At 40.2% G+C, this 21,180-nt stretch carries 19 protein-coding genes; 4 read left to right on the top strand and 15 right to left on the bottom strand.

Annotation, left to right across the window (positions count from 1 at the left end):
• Window positions 1-165 precede the first annotated feature (165 nt).
• Together asp1 and F0161_RS10385 are read right to left on the bottom strand one after the other, a co-directional pair.
• Complete coding sequence (gene asp1, locus F0161_RS10380) at window positions 166-1,671, bottom strand: accessory Sec system glycosyltransferase Asp1 (RefSeq protein ID WP_150204526.1); 1,506 nt, start codon at window positions 1,669-1,671, stop codon at window positions 166-168.
• Window positions 1,671-3,215 (bottom strand): glycosyltransferase, encoded by a 1,545-nt coding sequence (locus F0161_RS10385; protein ID WP_150204527.1) that lies wholly within the window; start codon window positions 3,213-3,215, stop codon window positions 1,671-1,673. Before F0161_RS10385 ends, asp1 begins: the two co-directional genes overlap by 1 nt.
• Window positions 3,216-3,380: 165 nt before the next feature.
• On the opposite strand from F0161_RS10385, the gene F0161_RS10390 reads away from it, so the two are divergent.
• The gene (locus F0161_RS10390) at window positions 3,381-3,818 is read left to right on the top strand and encodes a DUF2628 domain-containing protein (RefSeq protein WP_150204528.1); all 438 of its coding nucleotides are present in this window, start codon (window positions 3,381-3,383) and stop codon (window positions 3,816-3,818) included.
• 286 nt (window positions 3,819-4,104) lie between these two features.
• Here F0161_RS10390 and nrdF read toward each other — a convergent pair whose 3' ends face one another.
• From nrdF to F0161_RS10410, 4 genes are read right to left on the bottom strand one after another with little or no spacing between them, the layout of a single operon-like run.
• A complete protein-coding gene (gene nrdF, locus F0161_RS10395; RefSeq protein ID WP_137602156.1) occupies window positions 4,105-5,055 on the bottom strand; it encodes a class 1b ribonucleoside-diphosphate reductase subunit beta in 951 nt (316 codons plus the stop codon).
• A 15-nt stretch (window positions 5,056-5,070) separates the two neighbouring features.
• Window positions 5,071-6,000, bottom strand: a complete 930-nt coding sequence (locus F0161_RS10400) for a ribonucleotide-diphosphate reductase subunit beta (RefSeq protein ID WP_150204529.1) — start codon at window positions 5,998-6,000, stop codon at window positions 5,071-5,073.
• A gap of 10 nt (window positions 6,001-6,010) precedes the next feature.
• Window positions 6,011-8,179, bottom strand: a complete 2,169-nt coding sequence (gene nrdE, locus F0161_RS10405) for a class 1b ribonucleoside-diphosphate reductase subunit alpha (protein ID WP_137602160.1) — start codon at window positions 8,177-8,179, stop codon at window positions 6,011-6,013.
• Between the two features lie 6 nt (window positions 8,180-8,185).
• Window positions 8,186-8,653, bottom strand: coding sequence for a class Ib ribonucleoside-diphosphate reductase assembly flavoprotein NrdI (locus F0161_RS10410; RefSeq protein ID WP_150204530.1), 468 nt, complete (start codon window positions 8,651-8,653; stop codon window positions 8,186-8,188).
• 439 nt (window positions 8,654-9,092) lie between these two features.
• On the opposite strand from F0161_RS10410, the gene F0161_RS10415 reads away from it, so the two are divergent.
• Window positions 9,093-9,926, top strand: a complete 834-nt coding sequence (locus F0161_RS10415) for a YitT family protein (protein ID WP_150204531.1) — start codon at window positions 9,093-9,095, stop codon at window positions 9,924-9,926.
• Window positions 9,927-9,965: 39 nt separating this feature from the next.
• On the opposite strand, the gene pyrE is transcribed toward F0161_RS10415, so the two are convergent.
• From pyrE to F0161_RS10445, 6 genes are read right to left on the bottom strand one after another with little or no spacing between them, the layout of a single operon-like run.
• Complete coding sequence (gene pyrE, locus F0161_RS10420) at window positions 9,966-10,601, bottom strand: orotate phosphoribosyltransferase (protein WP_150204532.1); 636 nt, start codon at window positions 10,599-10,601, stop codon at window positions 9,966-9,968.
• Between the two features lies 1 nt (window position 10,602).
• Window positions 10,603-11,322: an orotidine-5'-phosphate decarboxylase gene (gene pyrF, locus F0161_RS10425; protein WP_150204533.1), complete on the bottom strand. Its 720-nt coding sequence runs from the start codon at window positions 11,320-11,322 to the stop codon at window positions 10,603-10,605.
• Window positions 11,319-12,239 (bottom strand): dihydroorotate dehydrogenase, encoded by a 921-nt coding sequence (locus F0161_RS10430; RefSeq protein WP_137602151.1) that lies wholly within the window; start codon window positions 12,237-12,239, stop codon window positions 11,319-11,321. The genes pyrF and F0161_RS10430 overlap by 4 nt, the downstream gene beginning before the upstream one ends.
• Window positions 12,240-12,257: 18 nt before the next feature.
• Window positions 12,258-15,440 carry a carbamoyl-phosphate synthase large subunit gene (carB, locus tag F0161_RS10435; RefSeq protein ID WP_150204534.1) on the bottom strand — a complete coding sequence of 1,061 codons (3,183 nt, stop codon included), beginning with the start codon at window positions 15,438-15,440 and terminating at the stop codon, window positions 12,258-12,260.
• Complete coding sequence (locus F0161_RS10440) at window positions 15,433-16,527, bottom strand: carbamoyl phosphate synthase small subunit (protein ID WP_137602149.1); 1,095 nt, start codon at window positions 16,525-16,527, stop codon at window positions 15,433-15,435. Before F0161_RS10440 ends, carB begins: the two co-directional genes overlap by 8 nt.
• Window positions 16,527-17,189 (bottom strand): dihydroorotase, encoded by a 663-nt coding sequence (locus F0161_RS10445; RefSeq protein ID WP_225423124.1) that lies wholly within the window; start codon window positions 17,187-17,189, stop codon window positions 16,527-16,529. The genes F0161_RS10440 and F0161_RS10445 overlap by 1 nt, the downstream gene beginning before the upstream one ends.
• Here F0161_RS10445 and F0161_RS10450 point away from each other — a divergent pair.
• A complete protein-coding gene (locus F0161_RS10450) occupies window positions 17,178-17,465 on the top strand; it encodes a transposase (protein ID WP_003688751.1) in 288 nt (95 codons plus the stop codon). The genes F0161_RS10445 and F0161_RS10450 overlap by 12 nt on opposite strands.
• Before the next feature lie 23 nt (window positions 17,466-17,488).
• Window positions 17,489-18,367 carry an IS3 family transposase gene (locus F0161_RS10455; RefSeq protein WP_057889459.1) on the top strand — a complete coding sequence of 293 codons (879 nt, stop codon included), beginning with the start codon at window positions 17,489-17,491 and terminating at the stop codon, window positions 18,365-18,367.
• Here F0161_RS10455 and F0161_RS10460 read toward each other — a convergent pair.
• The 3 genes from F0161_RS10460 to pyrR all read right to left on the bottom strand — a co-directional run bounded on the left by F0161_RS10460 (window position 18,353) and on the right by pyrR (window position 21,154).
• On the bottom strand, window positions 18,353-19,120 hold the full coding sequence (locus F0161_RS10460; protein ID WP_150204536.1) for an amidohydrolase family protein: 768 nt from the start codon (window positions 19,118-19,120) through the stop codon (window positions 18,353-18,355). The genes F0161_RS10455 and F0161_RS10460 overlap by 15 nt on opposite strands.
• 411 nt (window positions 19,121-19,531) lie before the next feature.
• Window positions 19,532-20,461, bottom strand: coding sequence for an aspartate carbamoyltransferase catalytic subunit (locus tag F0161_RS10465; RefSeq protein ID WP_137602147.1), 930 nt, complete (start codon window positions 20,459-20,461; stop codon window positions 19,532-19,534).
• A gap of 153 nt (window positions 20,462-20,614) precedes the next feature.
• On the bottom strand, window positions 20,615-21,154 hold the full coding sequence (gene pyrR / locus F0161_RS10470) for a bifunctional pyr operon transcriptional regulator/uracil phosphoribosyltransferase PyrR (protein ID WP_137602146.1): 540 nt from the start codon (window positions 21,152-21,154) through the stop codon (window positions 20,615-20,617).
• Between the last annotated feature and the right edge of the window lie 26 nt (window positions 21,155-21,180).

Below are 21,180 nucleotides of genomic sequence, written 5' to 3' on the forward strand. Positions count from 1 at the left end.
GTGGCGAATTTTTGAAACGTGCTACTTCGCCACAGACTTCTCACTTAACTCATATAGATTCAGCAGCCTAAACCAGCTGCCTTATCCATATTTTGTTAATGCTCGAAGCCTAACGTGGCGAATCGCACTCTCATGTTCTACCCGACAGGTTTCACGCTCTTTTTTTCACGCTCTAATTTGTTCCCACTGTTTCCAAACATTCTCAGGAGAAAAGGCAGTGCTGTTAGCATATGCAGCATCACTCATTTTTTGCCACTGAGTATCATCTTGTAAAATTCCAATGGCAGCTTGGGCGATTGCAGAAATATTATTGGCTTCGATTAAGCGGCCGTTTTGACCATCATCAATCATTTCTGCAGGCCCATAATTATACGCATAGCTGACGACAGGGACGCCGTGACTTAGCCCTTCCATCATCGCCAGTGGTTGGCCATCACGTTTACCCAAATCAAGCATTAATTGAGCTGAATCATAAACATTCTCGACATTAGGTTGATATCCTTTAAAATTAACCGAATCATCGTCAATTTTTAAATCAATCACCTGCTGTTCAAATTTTTCCATATCCGGTTTGCTACCATAGCCATACACATCAATATTCGTCTCCGGTACCGCTTCATGGATCAACTTGTAGGCTTGAAGTAATTGATCAATTTGCTTATCGTTACCCAATCGGCCGACATACAACAAACTACCATGCTGGCGTGCAGTTAATTTCACCGGCTGGTGCTCCTCGGCAATTGCACCGCTAATTGTGTAAATCTTATTTTTAAACTTCGGTAACCGAGTTTGCAAATTTTCTCGTTGTGCATTGGTCATGACAATCACACCCGTAAGCTTTTTCAATCCTTCTGGGGTAAATGGCACGGCATAGGAACCATCATATGCTCCGATCACTTCATCTTGACCATCCCGAACATGATCCATCGGAATCCACAGATATTTTTTAGCTTTGGAAGTAATCTGCATAACTGGTTGATTGGCCATCGCTGGTCGATCAGCAATAAACACATTATTTTCATCATTGGCCATGTTTAATTCATTTAAGAAAAAGGCGAATAAATCATCAATTGTATTAAAGAAACGGTCCTTCCCACGATAATCAATTAGGCGATTCAATGAGTTAATTGGTGTATTAGCGGTAGATTTAATATAATGGCGTTCCATATAACGAGTACCATCCGGACGATAGTAAATTTGATAAAATAAGTGACCTTCGTTATCAAAAAATTCATCGACTGACTTAAAGCCTCGAATATCATACTGTTCACGATTAGTTAAATTACCGGCACCATCGACATAATCGATGCGGGCAATTTGGCCCACTGTTCCACTGGCAAAATGCATTTCGCCAATCAAGCGCCCACCATCTTTAATCGTCCGCGAGTTGTTTCCCGTGCTCACCTGATAATCAATCGGAATATCTAAATCACGCGCTTTTAATTCCCGACCTTGATAATCGACTGTATCGCCAAAGAAATCAAACATATTAATAATTTGTTCATCAGTTAAGTTAAACTTTTTAACTGTTCGGTGAAGTTGGTTGTCGTGGTTACGAGTCACAATTTTTGCAGGTTCATTGTGTTGATCAAATAATTTAATTCGTTTAAATTCGGCGTGCTCAACACTTGAATTTTGGCCCAGAATATATTCATTCACAAAGAAAAACATTAGTGAGCCTCCTTTCCAAATTGTTCCGCATCTTTAATCAGCACATTCCACTTATCCATCACCGCAGCTTCTGAATAACGTTTGCTATCTTCATACGCATTTTCACTGAACTTCGCTAATTTCTTTTGATCAGTCAGTAATGAAATAATGGCTTTGGCTAGCCCGTCGATATCTCCATTGGTCGTTAAAATACCATCTTGACCATCAATCACAACATCGGCCGGACCATATTTAATATCATTAGAAATGATGGGTAAACCGTGCGATTGTGCTTCAACTAATGACAATGGTAGTCCTTCGGCACGACTAGGCAAAATCAGCAATTGTGCATCGTCATACACGCTGGCAACGTCCGAAGTATAACCTTTAAACGTAATTGATTTTTCTAATTGTTCTTCTTTAATAATGGCTTTGACTTTTTTACCGAAATCTTCATTTTCATAACCCCAAAAATCTAGTGAAGCCTCTGGGACTACGGCAATGACTTGTTTCCAAGCGTGGGCTAATTGATCTTGTTGTTTTTCAGAAGAGATTCGCGCCACCATAACCACTTTTAGCGGTGTTCGTTTGGCAAACTCAACTCGTTTAGCATTTAAAGTAGCTTCTGGCACAATGGGACCTGGGATTTGATAAATTTTAACTCCTTCATCCCCAAATCGTGCATCCAAATCGATTTTCTGCTGATGTGTGAGGCCGATTAAGCCGTCCCAGTTTGTTAAATGATTTAATCCGTATGCATAGTTGTAGTTATATTCGGCATGCAGCATGTCCTTAGAATCATTGACATGATTATTGTGCAATTGCATCGCACGGTACACCCGATTTTTCATATGGAACACGGGCCAAGCTAATTCGTACGAACGATCCACAATGAACTTAGGCTCAGTGCCTTCGTTTAATTGGTCATCAACCACCACTTGATCATAAAAGAAGCTGGCCAATTCGGTAAAATTAGCAAACGAATACTTCTGTTGGTGATAATTTAAGATAAAGTGTTCAATATCTTTACCTTGTCGGTCGTGCATGCGGGATTTTTGAATTGCAATCGTGCCATCCGGCTTAAGATAGTTTTCAACGGAAATTTTTCCATCCCATCCATAAACCTGTTCTACCGAGATAAAGCCGCGCACATCAAACCATTTGACGTTCAATAATTTACCAAAATGGTCGAAATATTGGAGATTCATCACCCGCTTATCGTTTTCGCTACGGCGACGAATATACATCATCCGTTGATCACCATCATAATAATTGTAACTAGCGCCATCAGCTGCCCGCCGCCAAGATGAATCAATTTGGATATCTTGTATCATCTTGGGCTTATCTTCAATATTAAATGCCTCTTGAAAATAGTCATACAGACTCACTAATTGTGAATCGTCAATTCCAGCGGCTCGCGTCACTTTATGCAGCTCATTATTGTACTGAATTGTCATAATTTTGGCTGGTACGTTGTAAGTATTGAAGAGATTCAATCGCTTTATCTCCGCGTGTTCAATGCCAGATTTATGATCTTGCATATTGTCATCAAGAAAATAATACATTGTGTCTCCTCCCCTGTTTCATTCATTGTATAGATAATACCATATATTAACTTTGTGACCATATTTTGATGAAATGTTTATAACTTTTCGAATGTTAATATCAATGTTCAATAAATCAGCGTTATGTTATGATATATCAATAGTTAACAGGAGGAACATCGTATAATGCAAGATCCATTTAACAATCAAAACGACCCAGACCAAGACAATAATGATCCATTTGCAGGGCTACCTATCCCACCAAATTACGCTCGAATTGTGAACAAAGAGAATCGTCAAGTTCGCATCGCTAAAGTTGGGGTTTCTTGGACGACCTTTTTCTTTGGTCCTTTACCTTCAATTTTTCGTGGTGATTGGTATAATTTTGCTTTGATGTTAGTCATTGACCTGGCCTATGGATTATTACTATCTATGCTTGGAGTTGAAGTCGTTAGCACCGATACGGCATCAAACTTAGCTTTAATTTTAAATGCCATTCCATCAATTATTTTCTCACTCTACTACAATCTTATGTATTTCCGTCACAAATTTTATACCGGCTATGAACCAGCAGATGAACGTTCGAAGGCGTTGTTGGTGAAGGCGAAGTACTGGAAAGACTAGAGTGCTGACCAAAGCGTCCAGCTTCGGAGCAATAACGAAAAATAACGTGAATCAATTCGTATTTTGAATTGGTTCGCGTTATTTAAGTTAGGTGACGAAGTTGCTTTGGAAAGCACGTTTTAGCAAACTAAGTTTTAAAAGTCTCATACACTCTATTTTTTGAAACGTGCTCCATGCTTCAATCAATTCCGTCTAACTTAAAATACTATCTGACTCACAACCCGAGCCATTTAGTATTTTTTGTTAGTACTCGTTGATTCCCGAAGCCTGTCAGCACTCTTTTGCTCTAATACTCATAATCCTCATTCCCCATAGACTCTGCATTACCCATTAAGTAACCAGCACCAACTTGGGAGAAGAAGTCATGATTAGCAGTTTCAGTTGAAATACCGTTCATAACGATCGGATTAATATCTTCAATTTCTGCGTTAGGAAAAATTGATTCGAAGCCCATATTTTGTAACGACTTATTAGCATTGTAGCGAACAAACTGTTTTACGTCTTCCGCTAAACCGATTGGTGAATAGACTTCATCAGTAAAGGCAAACTCATTTTCTAGTAAGTCGTCTAACAATTGATCCATCCACTTTTTAAAACTCACTTGTTCTGCTTCAGGAAGTTCTCTAAAGCCTAGCGAAAATTTATAGCCTAAATAGGTGCCGTGAACCGATTCATCACGAATCACTAATTTGATAATCTCAGATAAGTTGGCTAATTTGTTATTACCTCGATACCACAATGGTGTGAAAAAATTAGTATAGTAGAGAATTCCTTCCAAAAAGACACTGGCAACTTTCTTTTGGAGACCATCCCCAGTTTGGTAAACTTCATTTATGCGTTTCGCTTTGTACTGCATGCGTGGATTGTTATTCATCCAATCAAAGGTCGCGTCTACCGTCTCTTGATTATTCAATGAAGTCAAAATTGTGCCATAGCTCTTCGCATGGATAGCTTCCATCATCAAAAAATCGTTAATGACGGCTGCTTCTTTTCGCGTTCGGACATCTGGGCGCATCACATCAACGCCTTCTTCAGACTGTAACGTATCCAGCAACGCTAACCCGCCGACAACCTTGTTGATAACGTCTTTTTCAGTTTGAGTCAATGTCCGCCAGTCACGTAAATCATTTGAAACCGGCACACGGGTATCCAGCCAGTATTGCGCTGTCGCTTTATCCCAAACATATTCATCAAATTCGTCTTCGTTTACATCCCAATTAATCGTTGTATACTTCATTAATTTTGTCTCTCCTTAAAAATCATAATCATCGTCTGCCATGACCTCAGTGTCAGCTTCTGGATTGGCTGCATTAACTTGCTGTAAGAACTGTTGTTGATTAATCATTCGTTCATTAATTTCATCAATCACTAACGAAGGATGCACTTCAAAGATTGTTGATAGTCCGAGTGAGCTTAAGGCATGATTGGCACCAAAATAACACGCATTTTTGGCAGCAGCTGCATCAATTGCATTGGCTTCAAGCAATTCCACCTCAGCGGCGACAAATTCTTGAACTCGCTGATTGATCCAATCAATTAATTCGGTTTGATCATTGTCAGTTAAATCACTGAATCCCAGCTGAAATTTATAGCTCAAATACGCCGTAAAGATGGCGTTACCGCGCATAATATTTTCAATCATTTGGTTAACGTTGATTAACTGTGAATTTTGTAAGACATCATTGTACTTGCCAAAGACTAAGGCTGTTTCGGCCAAAATAAACATCGCTTTTTTCTGCAAATCAGTCCCCGTTTGGCAAACATCAGTTAATTGACTAATTGCCAACGCCAAATCATCTTGATTGTCAGCCCACTTAAAAGCAGCACTAGATTGGTCACCAGTTAAGAGTTCACGGAAAATAGTTGTACAACTTTTAGCATGAACTGATTTCATAAATGTAATAGTATTCAAAACTGATTCTTCTTGTTGAGTTCGGGTATCATGTCTGAGACTCGGTGTGCCCACTTCAGATTGAAATACATTAATCAATGAACTACTAGCTAGCATGTTGGCAATTGCTTTTTGTTCGTTTGCTGGTAAAGCTTGCCAGGCCGTAATGTCATTAGCGATTGGTACTCGAATATCTAGCCAAAAATTACTAGTTAATTGTTCCCACGTATATTTATCAAAATTATCTTCGATTTGATCCCAGTTGATTGCTTTGTAATATAAATAATCCATCTTTTTCTCCTTAAATCATGCAGGCTTCACATTCGTTGGCTGTCTTAATTTCGTCATCTTCTGTAAAAGTCCGAATGTAATACAATGACTTGATGCCCTTAGTCCAGGCATAATTTCTAAGTCGATTTAAATCACGCGTGGTCATCTTCAAATTGGCATTGTCTTTCCATTCATATAAATCTGGTTTCAAGACCGACCGCATGAATAACGTCAAACTCATCCCCTGATCAATATGCTTTTGTGCCACCGCATACGTATCGATAATTTTGCGTTGATCAATGTCATACGCCGTATGGTAATAAGGCATAGTGTCGTTTGACAAATAAGGTGCTGGATAAAAAATCGAACCAACTTTATTTTCTTGGCGTTGTTCCACTAATTGCGTAATTGGATGTAAGGAAGCGCTCGTTTCATTAACATATGAAATTGAACCGTTTGGAGCAATGGCTAATCGATTACGATGATACAAACCATCGTTCATCACGGCTTGACGCAGGACTTGCCAATCCGCCACCGAGGGTAATTCAATTGACGCAAAAATTTCGGCCACCTTGGGGCTATTAATCGCAAATTCAGCTTGAACATATTGGTCAAAATAACTGCCATCAGCGTACGTTGATTCGGTAAACTGTGCGAAGCTTTCTTGGCGTTCTTTGGCAATTGCGTTACTGGTTTTTAAAGAATAATAATTCAGCGCAATAAAGTAAGCTTCGGTAAATTCTAAGGCTTCGGCTGACCCATACTCAATTTGATGGCGAGCTAAGGCGGTATGTAATCCCATCGCTCCTAACCCGATTGTATGATAACGATCATTGCCTTTTTTCACAGTTGGTACCTCATCAATACTGGTAGTGTCGGTCACCATGGTTAATGCCCGAACTGCTACTTCAACGGAATGGCCAAAATCTGGAGATTCAATCATATTCATGATGTTGGTTGATCCTAAGTTACATGAAATATCGGTACCAATATTTTGATAACCTAAATCATCATTCAAAGCTGAAGGTTCTTGTGGTTGCAAGATTTCACTACATAAATTACTCATGATAATCCGGCCAGCAACTGGATTAGTTTGATTAGCGGTATCAATATTTAGAATATATGGATAACCCGATTCTTGTTGTAATTGCGAAATTTTTAATTCTAACTTCCGTGCATTAATCTCAGTCTTTTTGATGCGTGGATTAGCGACTAATTCATCATATTTAGCCGTGATATCAAGATATGAAAATGGTTGCTGGTATTCGCGTTCCACATCATAAGGACTAAACAAGTACATTGGTTGATTAGTTTTCAATAATTCATAATATTTATCCGGCACCACAAGTCCTAATGACAATGTTTTAACCCGAATCTTTTCATCGGCATTTTCTTTTTTTGTATCCAAGAATTGTAAGATATCAGGATGAAAGACGTTTAAATAAACCACGCCCGCACCATTTCGTTGCCCTAATTGATTACTATAACTAAACGAATCCTCTAACAATTTCATCACTGGTACCACCCCTGACGAGGCATTTTCAATTTGTTTAATTGGATCACCAGCTGCTCGCAGATTAGATAAGTTCACACCCACGCCACCACCAATTCGTGACAGCTGCAGGGCTGAATTAACGCCCCGACCAATTGACAACATCGAGTCAGCGATATCAATTAAGAAACAAGAAACCATTTCTCCACGACGTTTTTTCCCAGCGTTCAAAAAAGTGGGAGTCGCTGGCTGGTAACGTTGTGAAATTAATTCGTCAGCGACTTCTTGCGCTAACTTTTCATCCCCCTGAGCTAAATACAATGCATTCATTGCCACTCGATCAACAAAGCTTTCTAAAAATTGTTGGCCATCGTTAGTTTTCATCGCGTATTGACTATAAAATTTGTACGCCCCTAAAAAGCTTTTAAAGTGAAATTGATTGGCATTTAACTTGTCGAATAATTCTTGAACGAATTCTTCAGAATACTGATTCAGCACCTCCGCATCCAAATAGTTGTTCTCAACCAAATATGTTAATTTGTCAGGCAATGAGTCAAAACTCATTGTTCGTGGAATAACTTCTTCTTTGAAATAAGCCTTCAACGCCTCTTGATCATAATACAGTGGAATTTCACCATCCACTGGAATGTTTACTAGATTGTTTAAATAAAAATAAGTCTTTTCTGTTTGTGGTGCGCTAAGATCCATCATTGTTTATTCCCCCACTGGTTGATTTTCAAATTGTGCCCGAGCATAGATGATTTCGCGTGCAATTCGCTCTGGGTCACTTTCACTACCACGCAACTCAAAATCAGCAATAAACGGGAAATCGTAGCGTTCAGCATATTGGTGCGCCGTTAACGCAAATTGCTTATTGAAATTACGATTGCCACTACCGACAATGCCGTAGCAGTGCGCAAAATTATCCTGATAATCTAAGTATTGACCTAAGCGGCCAGTCAAAATCTCGCGATCGCCATTATTAACACCATTACCGCCTTCTAAAAACGCCGGTAAAAAGGTCACAAATGGTGCTGTTAGTTTCGTCGGTTCTGGATTTTCTTTCACATTAATTGCATTGACCGTAATCTCATGCTCGGCAAAATACTTAGTTAACTTCCCAATAAAATATTTTGTATTGCCACTTAAGCTAATGTATAAAATATTAATATCTTTACTCATTACATCGTCCCTTTAACTACATATTGTGTTACAAAAATGATAATACCACAATATATGGTATATGAAAGGAGAAAATATATATTTATATAATATTAGAATATTACGTTAGCATATAATAAACATTCTGATAATTAGTCATATCAATGATTTAACCGACTAAATTTTAACCAAAATAACGGTAAAATTGATTCAAATATTTTTTTATTGTTCATCTGATTAAATTAGAACGATTCTTATTTAGACCATTTTAAATCGAAAGAATTTACTAATCAATTTTCCATCGAAGTGTTAATTTGAACTTTTTATGTATATTTTGTTGTATAAATTGACTCTCATTTCTTAATAATTTATTAATATCAACTTTTTTTATGTATTTGAAAGGAAAAATATCAGCATTTAAAGTATAATTATTATAACAATAAAATTATGGAGGATGACAATGAGATTACCAATCCACAAACCAATTTTTCGCGGATTCCTAATGATCGTTGCCTTAGAAATTATCGCAATTGCCATTAATATGTTTTTTGCTCCACACGAGGTGGCGGCTGGTGGCGCAACTGGGATGGCTATTTTGGTCCAAGAGGCCTTTAACGTTCCACTTTGGATTACAACCCTAGTAATCAATATCGCCATGCTTGGGCTCGCATTTTCCTTTTTAAGCGGTGGCACCACTCGCCGAATTTTATTCGGTAGTTTAGCTTTACCAGTCTTACTGTCCATTACCCCTCAAATGATGTTAATTCAAGATCGTTTATTAGCGATTATCATTGGGAGCATAGTGATTGCAACCGGTTTTGCTTTAAATTACCGGATTGATGCATCTAGTGGCGGTACCACCGTCCCACCAATGGTTTTTGCCAAATATTTTAAATTAAGACCTTCAATCGGACTATTAATCGTAGATTTCGTGGTCTGTCTTTTCAATATCCCGGTCACTGGCTTTGATGCCTTTGCATTAGCCATTTTTTCTGTTGGGATTACCAGTCTTGCCATGAACTTTATCGAAACCGGCTTTGACCGCAAAAAGGCTGTCTATATTATGAGTAATCAACAATTACCTGAAATCAAGCAAGCCATCTTAGCTAACAATGACTTTGGCCTAACTGTCCAGCAAGTCATTGGTGGTTACAGTAATGAAACGCGTGAAATGTTGATGGTCGTGGTAGAGCAACGCGACTTCCGTCATCTAGTCAATAAGGTTCATAAACATGATCCAGGCGCCTTTATCATTGCGACCGAAGCAACCGAAGTGCACGGTGGTAGTATTTAACAAAAAAGTTGTGAGCAAAAATTTTGCTCACAACTTTTTTTAGATGTTCCATTGATTTGGATTTTCTCGCCATTTTTTTAACGATTCAATGTCGGATTCAGTAATTAAATCTTCAGCTTTGGCCGTGTCGATTAAAGTACTGTAATCAGTTACCGCGAAGTAATCTAATCCCCGTGCACTAAAGTTTTCATCCGCCGCATTCAATTGGTAAGTAAAGACAGCCGCGACACCTAGTACCTCGGCGCCTTCGTTTTTCACCGCGTCAACAGCTTTCAAAACACTGCCACCAGTTGAAATTAAATCATCGATTAGGACAACTTTTTGCCCAGGCTTCAAGACACCCTCAATTTGACGACCTTGTCCATGGTCCTTTGGTTTTGAACGAACATAAATCATTGGTACATCAAGCATTTGTGCCACCCATGCAGCATGTGGAATTCCGGCCGTGGCCGTTCCAGCAATCACTTCGACGTCTGGAAAATGTTCCCGAATAATTGCACTAATGCCGGTATAAATATTTCTACGAACCGTTGGATATGAGATTGTCATTCGATTATCCGTGTAAATTGGGCTTTTAATTCCACTGGCCCAGGTAAATGGTTCGGTGGGTTTTAATGAAACAGCACCAATTTCTAGTAAATCATGTGCAACTTGTTGTGCAATTGAGTCCGACATACTAATCCTCCAAAAATTCTTTTGTAATTTCAAGGTAGGCATCCTGTGGATGATCACTTTGTGTGATAGGGCGACCCACCACAATACCATTGCTGCCTAATTGTCGCGCTTGCGCCGGTGTAACAGTTCGCTTTTGGTCATCTTCAACATTTAAATCTGGTCGAATTCCAGGAGTAATGCAAAGGAAATCATCGCTAACGACCGGGCGAATGACCGCTAATTCTTGTGCTGAGCAAACCACCCCGTCCACGCCTGCTTGTTGCGCCAATTTAGCGTAGCTTTGGACAGACTCTTGAATCGATAAATTCACATGTTGTTCGGTCTGCATGCTATGTTCATCCGTCGAGGTTAATTGCGTAATGGCCAATAATTTAGGTGCTTCAACCTCTGCCTCGGCTGCCCCAGCTTGCAAGCCGCGTAGCCCAGCTGCCATCATTTCTGATCCACCTGCAGCATGAATGGTCGTAAATTGCACACCGAAATGACCAATTGATTGCATCCCTTTTTCAACCGTGTTCGGAATATCGTGAAGTTTCAAATCCAAAAAAATATCAAAACCTCTGCGTTGCGTTTCCCAAATAATGTCTGGTCCTTCTTCATAGAATAACTGCATGCCAATTTTAATAATCGGTTTGGGTTCCACCTCAAATTGATCAAGTAATTTAAGCGACAATCTTTTGGTGGGCACATCTAAAGCGACAATCGGTTGAAATCTTTTCAAAATTTGACCTCCGCTAAATCCGTTAATTTGTCGACATGATATGAATCCATGACGGTTGGTAATTGATCAATAATTTTGGGACATGCCAAAGGATCGTGGAAGTTCGCCGAACCGACTTCAACTGCGTTGGCTCCAGCCATCATGAATTCAAGAACATCTTCTGCTGTTTCGATGCCGCCAACTCCAATAATTGGAATTTGAGAGACTGCTCGAACTTGATGAATCATCCGCAATGCCATTGGTTTCAAGGCTGGACCAGATAAGCCACCGGTTTGGTTTGCTAAAACTGGTTTGCGGGTATTTAAATCAATGCTCATCCCCGTCAAAGTGTTAATCATGGTCAGACCAGCGGCTCCACCGCGTTCTGCGGCTAAAGCAATCGGCACAATATCCGTAATATTTGGTGTTAATTTTACATAAAGAGGAACACTGCTAACGGCGGCACATGCGCGGGTGATTTCTTCTACTGTTTCTGGATCAGTTCCCATCGCTAACCCGCCATGTTTAACATTCGGACACGAAACGTTGATTTCAATCGCATTCACCAGCTTGGACGCACTGAGTTTACGCACCACTTCAACATAATCCTCCACGCTAAACCCTGCCGCACTAGCAATTACCGGTAATTCTGGAAATTGTTGATTTAACCAAGGCAGCTTTTCCGAGACCACGCGATCAACTCCGACATTTTCAAGACCATTGGCATTCATCCAACCGGCCGTGGTGTTGGTTGTTCGCGGTTTAGGATTTCCTTCGCGTGCTTCTGGTGTTGTCGATTTAATCACCAGCGAGCCCAACAAGTTCAAATCATATTTTTTTGAATATTCTTGTCCATACCAGAAAGTACCACTGGCAGGAATCACCGGATTCTTCAAATTTAACCCTGGTAATTGCACGTTCAATCGATTTGTTGTCATGCTGGTTCCTCCTATTTTTTACAATGCTTCCAATGCGTAACTTTGTTCTTCTAACATGCCGGTTAAAGCATTGAGGGTATCTAATGACGTTAAAAGCAAAATTTCATGACTAATAGCTAAGGCTCGCATTTTGGCGCCATCTTCTTTATGGCTGTTGCCATCATCCACGGTATTAATCACCATGGCAATCTTTTTGCTTGCGAGCACTTCAGATAATTCATTTTTACCATCACTGCCAAATTTGCCAACTCGTTGTGAAACCTTGATACCATGCTGTTCAAAGTAGTCTGCTGTCCCATCGGTGGCAGAAATTCTAAATCCAAGCTCAATTAAGCGCGCCGCAATTTTAGTGGCATGGTCCTTTTGCTGATCATCAATTGTCATCAGTACTTGACCTTCATTAGGCACATCAAATCCACTGCCTAAGAACGCTTTGGCCAGAGCTTTGGCAAAAGTTTCGTCACTACCCATTACTTCACCAGTCGATTTCATTTCTGGACTTAATAAGCTATCAACATCGTTTAATTTACTAAATGAGAAGACCGGTGCCTTCACATGAACTTGACCCGAATATGCAGCAATTCCCGTCTGATAGCCTAAATCAGCGAGCTTTTGTCCCATAATGACTTGTGATGCGAGTGGCGTCATCGGAATTTTTGTCACCTTGCTTAAGAACGGTACTGTCCGACTTGCGCGCGGATTTACTTCGATAACGTAGACCTTTTCATTGTGAACGACGAATTGTACATTCATTAAACCGATACATTTTAATTCAATTGCCAAATCAATTGTGTATTTTTCAATTTGATCAATCACTGACTGTGAGAAGGCTTGTGTTGGATAAACTGCCATTGAATCACCTGAATGGACCCCAGCACCTTCAATATGTTCCATAATACCTGGAATCAGTACGGTCTCACCATCACAGATGGCGTCAACCTCACATTCCTTACCGGGTAAATAGCTATCAATCAGAACCGGATGGTTCGGTGAAACTTCTACAGCGGTGGTCATATAGGTATGCAGCTGTTCATCATTATGAACGATTTGCATCGCCCGGCCACCTAAGACATAACTCGGGCGAACCAAAACAGGATAACCAATTTCATTGGCATTATGTTTGGCTTCATCATTTGTAAATGCGGTTTGACCAACCGGTTGTGGAATTTGAAGTTGTTGAATAATTCGATTAAATTCATCTCGGTCTTCTGCCCGATTCACATCGGTGACTGTAGTCCCAAGTATCTTAACTCCATGTTGTTCGAGCGGGGCCGCTAAATTGATGGCCGTTTGACCACCGAACTGAACAATCACGCCAAGTGGCTTTTCTACATCGACCACATTGAGGACATCTTCTAACGTCAAAGGTTCAAAGTACAATTTATCTGAGATGGAAAAATCAGTCGAGACGGTTTCAGGATTATTGTTCATGATAATGGCTTGATAGCCAGCTTGTTTTAAAGTTTGGGCACAGTGAACGGTCGCATAATCAAATTCGATTCCTTGCCCAATTCTGATTGGTCCCGATCCTAATACCAAGACGGTTTTATCACTGTTAGCATGACTTTCATTTTCAGATTCATAGGTGCTGTAGAAATAAGGCGTGTGAGCTTCAAATTCGCCGGCACAAGTATCAACCATTTTGTAAGTTGGTTGAACCCCTGCTGTGGCACGTTGTTGCCGAATATCATCTTCAGTCGCATGCCAAAATTCACCTAACATTTCGTCTGAAAAGCCATTTTGTTTCGCCAGTTTTAGTAAATCGGCATCATTGGGGGCTTGTTTTAATGCCGTTTCAATTTCAAAAATGTGGAGTAATTTATCCAAGAAGAAAATATCAATCTTGGTAAGTTCGTTAATTTCTTCGAGTGACCAATGACGTTTTATTGCTTCGTAAATCGCAAAGAGACGGTCATCACGTGCTTGTACTAACAAATCGGCAATTTCATCATCGGATTTAGTCGCCATTTCTGGCAAAGTTAAATTTTGTGTTTCAATTTCGAGGGAGCGAACAGCCTTTTGAGTGGCTTCTTCGATGTTGCGCCCGATTGCCATCACTTCACCGGTGGCTTTCATTTGCGTACCCAAGCTTCGATCCGCTTGGTTAAACTTATCAAATGGCCAACGTGGAATCTTTGCGACCACGTAATCGAGCATTGGTTCAAACATCGCAAAGGTGGTTTGGGTGACTGGATTTTGAATTTCGTCTAACGTGAGGCCCACCGCAATTTTAGCAGCTAATTTGGCAATGGGATAACCCGTGGCTTTAGAAGCCAAGGCTGATGAACGACTGACACGTGGATTAACTTCGATAATGTAATATTCAAAACTATTGGGATCTAACGCCAATTGTACGTTACAGCCACCTTCAATTTTTAATGCTGAAATCAGCTTTAAGGCGACATCACGTAACATTTGGTATTCACGGTCTGACAAAGTTTGCACCGGAGCATAAACAATTGAATCGCCAGTATGAATACCCACTGGATCAAAGTTTTCCATCGAACAAACCACCATGGTATTATCAGCACTATCACGCATCACTTCAAATTCAATTTCTTTGAAACCAGCAATACTTTGTTCAATTAAAACTTGGCTAATTGGTGAAAGCGAAAGCCCATTTTCGGTAATTTCTTCAAATTCTTCCTCATCTTTGGCAATCCCACCACCAGTTCCACCCAAAGTATAGGCTGGCCGGATAATTGCTGGGAAACCAATCGTTTGGACAAATTCTGTGGCTTCATCCAGTGTGTTGACAGTTTTAGATTGTGGTACCGGTTCGTTCAAATCTAACATCAACTGTTTAAATTGTTCGCGGTCTTCCGCTTGCTTGATGGAAGTTAGACTGGTCCCTAATAACTCAACATCATACTTGTCCAAGACACCATGTTCATCAAGTTGTTTGGCTAAGTTAAGACCTGTTTGACCACCAACCGTTGGCAAGATGGCATCTGGTTGTTCGATCCGAATCACGCGTGAAACAAATTCTAAGGTTAATGGTTCAATGTACACTTGGTCAGCAATTTCTTTATCCGTCATGATAGTGGCTGGATTTGAGTTAATCAGTACTACCTCATAACCTTCTTCTTTTAAGGCAAGACAAGCTTGCGAACCGGAGTAATCAAATTCAGCTGCCTGACTGATAATGATAGGGCCAGAACCGATGACCAATATTTTTTTCAAATCTTCGCGTTTAGACATTTTGTTCTAGCTCCTTTTGGCGTTGTTGACTATCAATAATTTCCAAGAAATCATCGAACAAATGGCTGGCATCGTGTGGTCCAGGTGCGGCATCTGGATGAAATTGCACTGAGAAGGCTGGATATTTTTTATGGCGTAAGCCTTCCACGGTATTATCGTTAATTTCTTCATGGGTAATAAATAATTCGGTCTTGGCAACTGATTGTGCATCCACCGCGTAACCATGATTTTGAGAAGTAAAATCAATTCGGTTAGTAACAATTTCTTTCACTGGGTGGTTAAATCCACGATGACCAAACTTCATTTTAAATGTGTCACAACCATTCGCTAAGGCAAATAATTGATGTCCCAGGCAAATACCAAACAACGGTACTTCTTGTTGAATCGTCCGAATCATGTCCAACGCAGCAGGTACATTTTTCGGATCACCAGGTCCGTTACTGAGTAGCACACCATCTGGTTTACAGTTCAACACTTGTTGCGCTGTGGCGTCTGACGGAAGCACCGTGACATTACAATTTCGTTCAGCTAATTCGCGTAAGATACTATGTTTCAGGCCGAAATCGACCACCACAATTCGTTTACCGGTATTGGGATTGGGATAAGCGTTATGTGTGCTGCTAGCTTTAACCAACTGTTTCGATGATTGTTCGAGTGATGTAATCAAGGCTGGTGCCTGAGTGACTTCATCTACTAAAGCGGCTTTGGGAGCTCCCTGTGTTCTAATTTTCTTGGTTAAGGCTCTGGTGTCAATCCCTTTGATACCAGGAATATGATGCTGTTTCAAAAATTCATCTAAACTCATTTGATTGCGCCAGTTACTAGCAGTACGGGCCACTTCATGGGCCACCACCCCGGCTGTCGTTGGCGCGACTGATTCATCATCGTCAAAGTTAATGCCATAATTGCCAATCAGCGGATAGGTAAACATCAAAATTTCACCATTGTAGGATTGGTCGGTAATTGATTCTTGATAGCCGGTCATCCCCGTGTTAAATACCAACTCACCTGCGCGAGCCACATCCGCACCGAATGCCTCACCTTCAATTACTTCGCCATTTTCAAAGACCAAATATCTTTTTTTCATTATGCCCTCCGATATGCGACTTCCCCGTCAACCAGTGTTAAGACCGTTTTGCCATAGACCTTGTCACCTACAAATGGTGAGTTATGCCCCTTTGACAAAAATTGTTGATCATCAATGGCAAATTCATGTTCTAAATCAAACACTGCAATGTCTGCTACTGAACCAATTTTCAACTCACCAGCATTTGGTAAATCAAAGATTAGTTTATTGTTCGTACTCATCCATTCAACTAATTGTTCCAAAGTCCAAATTTTGGGTTTTACAAATTTGGTGTAAAGCAAGGCAAAGGCCGTTTCAGAACCGACAATCCCATTTGGTGAGTTCAAGAAGCCGTGTTGTTTTTCTTCGTCAGTATGTGGCGCGTGATCCGTAGCGATGATATCGATAGTGCCGTCCATCAAGCCATTAATGCAGGCTTGGCGGTCATCTACCTCTCTCAATGGTGGATTCATTTTCATTTGTGAATTATCAAAGGTAATATCGGTTTCATCTAATAAAATGTGATGGGGAGTCACTTCGCAAGTCACATTCACCCCTTGTTGCTTCGCGTGCCGTACTAAATCGACACTTGGGCCTAGAATAAAAAGTGTACAAGTTAAATAGAGACTCTGATTTAGTATAATTAAGGAAGTAAATTGGAGGATCAAATAATGACGAAGCACAGTTATGACAAGGAATTTAAGGAACAGGCCGTGCAGTATTACTTAGATAACAAGGATCACATGACCATGAATGAAATAAGTAAGAATCTAGGTATTGGGGCTAGTACATTACATAAATGGATTAAGCTGTTTACTGAGACTGGGGAGTTTGGCCGTGGCTCTGGTAATTTTGCCAGCGATAAGGACAAGGAGATTGCACGACTAAAGCGTCAACTTCGTGACGCTGAAGGAGCGATCGAAGTGTTAAAAAAATCAATCGGGATTCTGAGCAAGTAACTACCGAAAAGGTATACCAAGAAATGGACGTTCAGCACGCTTTGGAATCCCACCCTTCCATCAATGGTATGTGTGATTATGTTGGAATCTCAAGAAGTGGTTACTATCAACGAGAAAAGCGTCATAATCACCAATCACCGCGAAAGCTTCGGAAGAAGTTTATTCAAGGTGAAATTAAAGCAATTTGGCTCAAAAGCCTTTGTATTTACGGTGCCGGCAAAATCACCCAAGAACTTCGCTCAAAAGGATATAAGATCGCTGAACGAACTGTTGGTAAGTATATGCGTGAACTTGGCATTCACGCCGTTTACCTAACCCCTTGGACGACTACCACTCGCAATTCTAAGTTTGATAAACAGCTAATAAATATTTTAGACGAGCAGTTCAATCCATTGCGACCAAACGCCGTTTGGTGCATTGACACCACTTATATTCCAGTTCATGACGGATTCGTTTATTTAACCAGTATTATGGACTTGTACTCCAGACGGATCATTGGTTGGGACTTATCTGAAACCTTGGAGGTATCGAATGTCATCCCACTTATTGAAAAGACTAAGCACAGTCGCCATATTAGCAAGCCATTAATCATGCACAGTGATCGTGGTAGTCAGTTTACGTCTGAAGCTTACAATCAAGCTACGGCTAACATGACATTAAGCTATTCAAAGAAAGCTTATCCTTGGGATAATGCCTGCATTGAGTCGTTTCATGCCTTGATTAAGCGTGAATGGATAAATCGGTTTAAAATCCATTCATACTCCGAAGCTAAACGACTAGTTTTTCAGTACATTGAAACGTTTTACAACACAGTTAGAATTCACAGTCACTGTGGATTCAAATCACCAAAGCAACTTGAAGATGAGTATCAAACTCAAATTCAAAATTTAGTCGTGGCATAGGACAAAAAAGTCTCTATTTAAATTGTCTATTTTATTGACAGGGGACCAACTTTCCTTTGTAGAAACGTGGCACACATGATAATGTACACCCGTTACTTGGGCTAACGCGAGATTACGAGCAATTTGTGCCGTTTCACTAACATCTGGTAAACCTGGCAGGTTCAATCGTTGGGATGCATTTCCATCATTGATAACCCCTCCAAAAGATAGTTGCATATCTTGAGCGTGGTCACACATGGGTACGCCTAATTCGGCCATTTTTTGCATTCCTTCATAAACCACGGCTGCATCTTGAATACCTGAGCCGTCATCACTGAAGAAACGTGCACCTGCTTGATTCAACGCCTTAAAATCGACTACTTCATGTCCTGCCCGTCCTTGAGTCACCGGTGCATACTGTTCAATTTTTATAGCGCCTTGTTGATTGCGTTCAACTTGTTTTTGAAACCTGTCTGGGGTATCACAAGTCGGACTTAGATTTGCCATTGCGGCAATCGTTGAATACCCACCATGTGCTGCTGCCTGGCTCCCAGTTACAATTGTTTCCTTATTTGTATAGCCGGGTTCACGTAAATGAACGTGCATATCAATTAGCCCTGGCGAAATGAAAGCACCTTGTAAATCGATAACTTCCTCTTCATCTGAATCAATTGACGCTTGCATTTTAACGATTGTGCCATCAGTAATTAAGACTTCCAAAGGTACCAATGTGTGATGATTTAATCCGCGTCCATTTTTTAACAGTAATGACATGGGGGTTGCTCCTTTTTGTTTGTGAATTTTGTGGTGGCTTGTGACTACGTAATTGTGCTTCATCGAATAGCTCCTTACGTTTAACTTTATTATCTGTTTTAATCTAAACCCAATTAACTCAGATAATTCGTTAATCCTCGGGAGCTGAACATTCGATGTCGCACACTGTCCTAATAGTGCTCATCCCCACAAACAACTCACCTAACTTTGATTTCCTTGATTCTTGTCAGAATCTTTGTCAATCATCGTTAGATACTCGTTGTCTGACCGTGGTGCTTCGCACACTGTTTTGATCATGCTCTCCTAACCAGATACCTCATGTATAAGCCCAGATAATTCAATTACTAAATTACGGTAATTGATTATCTCGTCTTATACTCCAGTATCTCCGGTTAGTCTCGCACACTACTTTTACATTACTTCTTGGTATCTCAAAACACGGCTAAGGATTGCCATGCGGACGAAAACACCATTTTTCATTTGTTCAAAGATTCGTGATTGTGGACCTTCAACTAGAGAGCTGTCAATTTCAACACCGCGGTTAACAGGGGCTGGATGAATGATAATAGCTTTTTTCTTCATTTTAGCAGCACGTTCTTTAGTCAAACCAAACTGTTGATGATATTCATCACAGTCAAAATTCAATCCCTCAGTCGCATTCAAGCGTTCATTTTGAACCCGAAGTAAGTTAACAACATCCATTTCTGGTAAAAGCGTATCTAGGTCGCCATAAGTCCCATACTTTTCAAAGTCCTTGTCGAACCATTCTTTTGGTCCAGCAAAGTATACTTGAGCGCCTAAGCTGTGCAACATTTGTGCATTTGAACGAGCAACTCTTGAATGTTTAATATCACCAACAATCAATGCTTTCAAATTATGAAAGCTCTTAAAATCTTCAGCAATCGTCATCATATCCAATAAACATTGTGATGGATGTTGACCACTACCGTCGCCAGCATTAACAATACTGATTTTTAAATCATCATGTTTAAGTAAATCGCGATAATATTCTGTTTCTGGATGACGGATGACCGCAACGTTTACACCGATTGATTCTAATGTTTTTAACGTGTCATAAAGTGTTTCACCTTTATTGACCGAACTAGTTGAGGCATCGAATTTAATCATTTCCATACCTAATTTATTTTCGGCCATTTGGAAACTGCTTTTTGTTCGGGTAGAATCTTCAAAGAATAAATTAGCAGCATAGGCTTTTTGGAAGAGTTCCGGTTTTTTGCCCTCTTTATATGCTTGTGCTTCATGAATCAAATCAAGTGCATCGTCGGCTTCCATGTGATCTACCGTTACCATATTGCGTTGAATTCTTTCTGCCATCATCATAAGTCATTTTCCTTTCTGTTCAAAAAAAGCGTCAAGTTAATCATTTTCTGATTAGCTCAACGCTTGTGTGAGTAGAGTTCCGTAGCAAGGTGCTACAAAAACTGTACTGTACCGTTTTGCTCTCTCAGGAAACAATTAAAAGGTTCAGTTACATTATTTTATTTTCTCAATAGTAATATCTTCATGACTGTCGAATTCCTCAACAGCAACATGAACTTGTTCATCTAGTGCGGTAGGAATATTCTTACCAACGAAATCAGGACGAATTGGTAATTCACGATGACCGCGATCAACGAGAACTGCCAATGAAATTTTCTTAGGACGACCAGCGTCCATTAGTGCATCAAGGGCTGCGCGAACAGTCCGACCAGTAAAGAGCACATCATCAACCAAGATAACATGTTTGTCATTGATGTCGACTTTGATATCAACACCTTTAACTTCTGGTTCTTCGTGATAATCAGCAACATGACGATCGTCACGATACAAAGTAATATCCAATTCTCCAACAGGGATATCAATTTGTTCAAGTTGTTTAAGACGCTTTGCTAAACGTTTCGCAATGTATACACCGCGAGTTTTAATGCCTACAAATACAAGATCATCGACACCTTTGTTCTGTTCGATAATTTCATATGTGATTCGAGTCAATGCGCGTTGCATGCTTGAACCGTCAACAACTTCGTGTGCCACTAATCTCACGCTCCTTTTTGATGTGG

The sequence above is a fragment of the Paucilactobacillus nenjiangensis genome (assembly GCF_008632615.1).
Lineage (GTDB): Bacteria > Bacillota > Bacilli > Lactobacillales > Lactobacillaceae > Paucilactobacillus > Paucilactobacillus nenjiangensis.

Excerpts from the sequence above, each read along its gene's own strand:
- F0161_RS10410 (WP_150204530.1), bottom strand. The coding sequence starts at position 8,653 with ATGAGTAAAGATATTAATATTTTATACATTAGCTTAAGTGGCAATACA.
- F0161_RS10440 (WP_137602149.1), bottom strand. The coding sequence starts at position 16,527 with ATGAAAAAAAGATATTTGGTCTTTGAAAATGGCGAAGTAATTGAAGGT.
- F0161_RS10450 (WP_003688751.1), top strand. The coding sequence starts at position 17,178 with ATGACGAAGCACAGTTATGACAAGGAATTTAAGGAACAGGCCGTGCAG.
- F0161_RS10455 (WP_057889459.1), top strand. The coding sequence starts at position 17,489 with ATGGACGTTCAGCACGCTTTGGAATCCCACCCTTCCATCAATGGTATG.
- nrdE (WP_137602160.1), bottom strand. The coding sequence starts at position 8,179 with ATGGATCTTAGCGCACCACAAACAGAAAAGACTTATTTTTATTTAAAC.
- asp1 (WP_150204526.1), bottom strand. The coding sequence starts at position 1,671 with ATGTTTTTCTTTGTGAATGAATATATTCTGGGCCAAAATTCAAGTGTT.
- F0161_RS10385 (WP_150204527.1), bottom strand. The coding sequence starts at position 3,215 with ATGTATTATTTTCTTGATGACAATATGCAAGATCATAAATCTGGCATT.
- F0161_RS10460 (WP_150204536.1), bottom strand. The coding sequence starts at position 19,120 with ATGTCATTACTGTTAAAAAATGGACGCGGATTAAATCATCACACATTG.
- carB (WP_150204534.1), bottom strand. The coding sequence starts at position 15,440 with ATGTCTAAACGCGAAGATTTGAAAAAAATATTGGTCATCGGTTCTGGC.
- pyrE (WP_150204532.1), bottom strand. The coding sequence starts at position 10,601 with ATGTCGGACTCAATTGCACAACAAGTTGCACATGATTTACTAGAAATT.
- F0161_RS10415 (WP_150204531.1), top strand. The coding sequence starts at position 9,093 with ATGAGATTACCAATCCACAAACCAATTTTTCGCGGATTCCTAATGATC.
- F0161_RS10430 (WP_137602151.1), bottom strand. The coding sequence starts at position 12,239 with ATGACAACAAATCGATTGAACGTGCAATTACCAGGGTTAAATTTGAAG.
- F0161_RS10390 (WP_150204528.1), top strand. The coding sequence starts at position 3,381 with ATGCAAGATCCATTTAACAATCAAAACGACCCAGACCAAGACAATAAT.
- F0161_RS10400 (WP_150204529.1), bottom strand. The coding sequence starts at position 6,000 with ATGGATTATTTATATTACAAAGCAATCAACTGGGATCAAATCGAAGAT.
- F0161_RS10465 (WP_137602147.1), bottom strand. The coding sequence starts at position 20,461 with ATGATGATGGCAGAAAGAATTCAACGCAATATGGTAACGGTAGATCAC.
- nrdF (WP_137602156.1), bottom strand. The coding sequence starts at position 5,055 with ATGAAGTATACAACGATTAATTGGGATGTAAACGAAGACGAATTTGAT.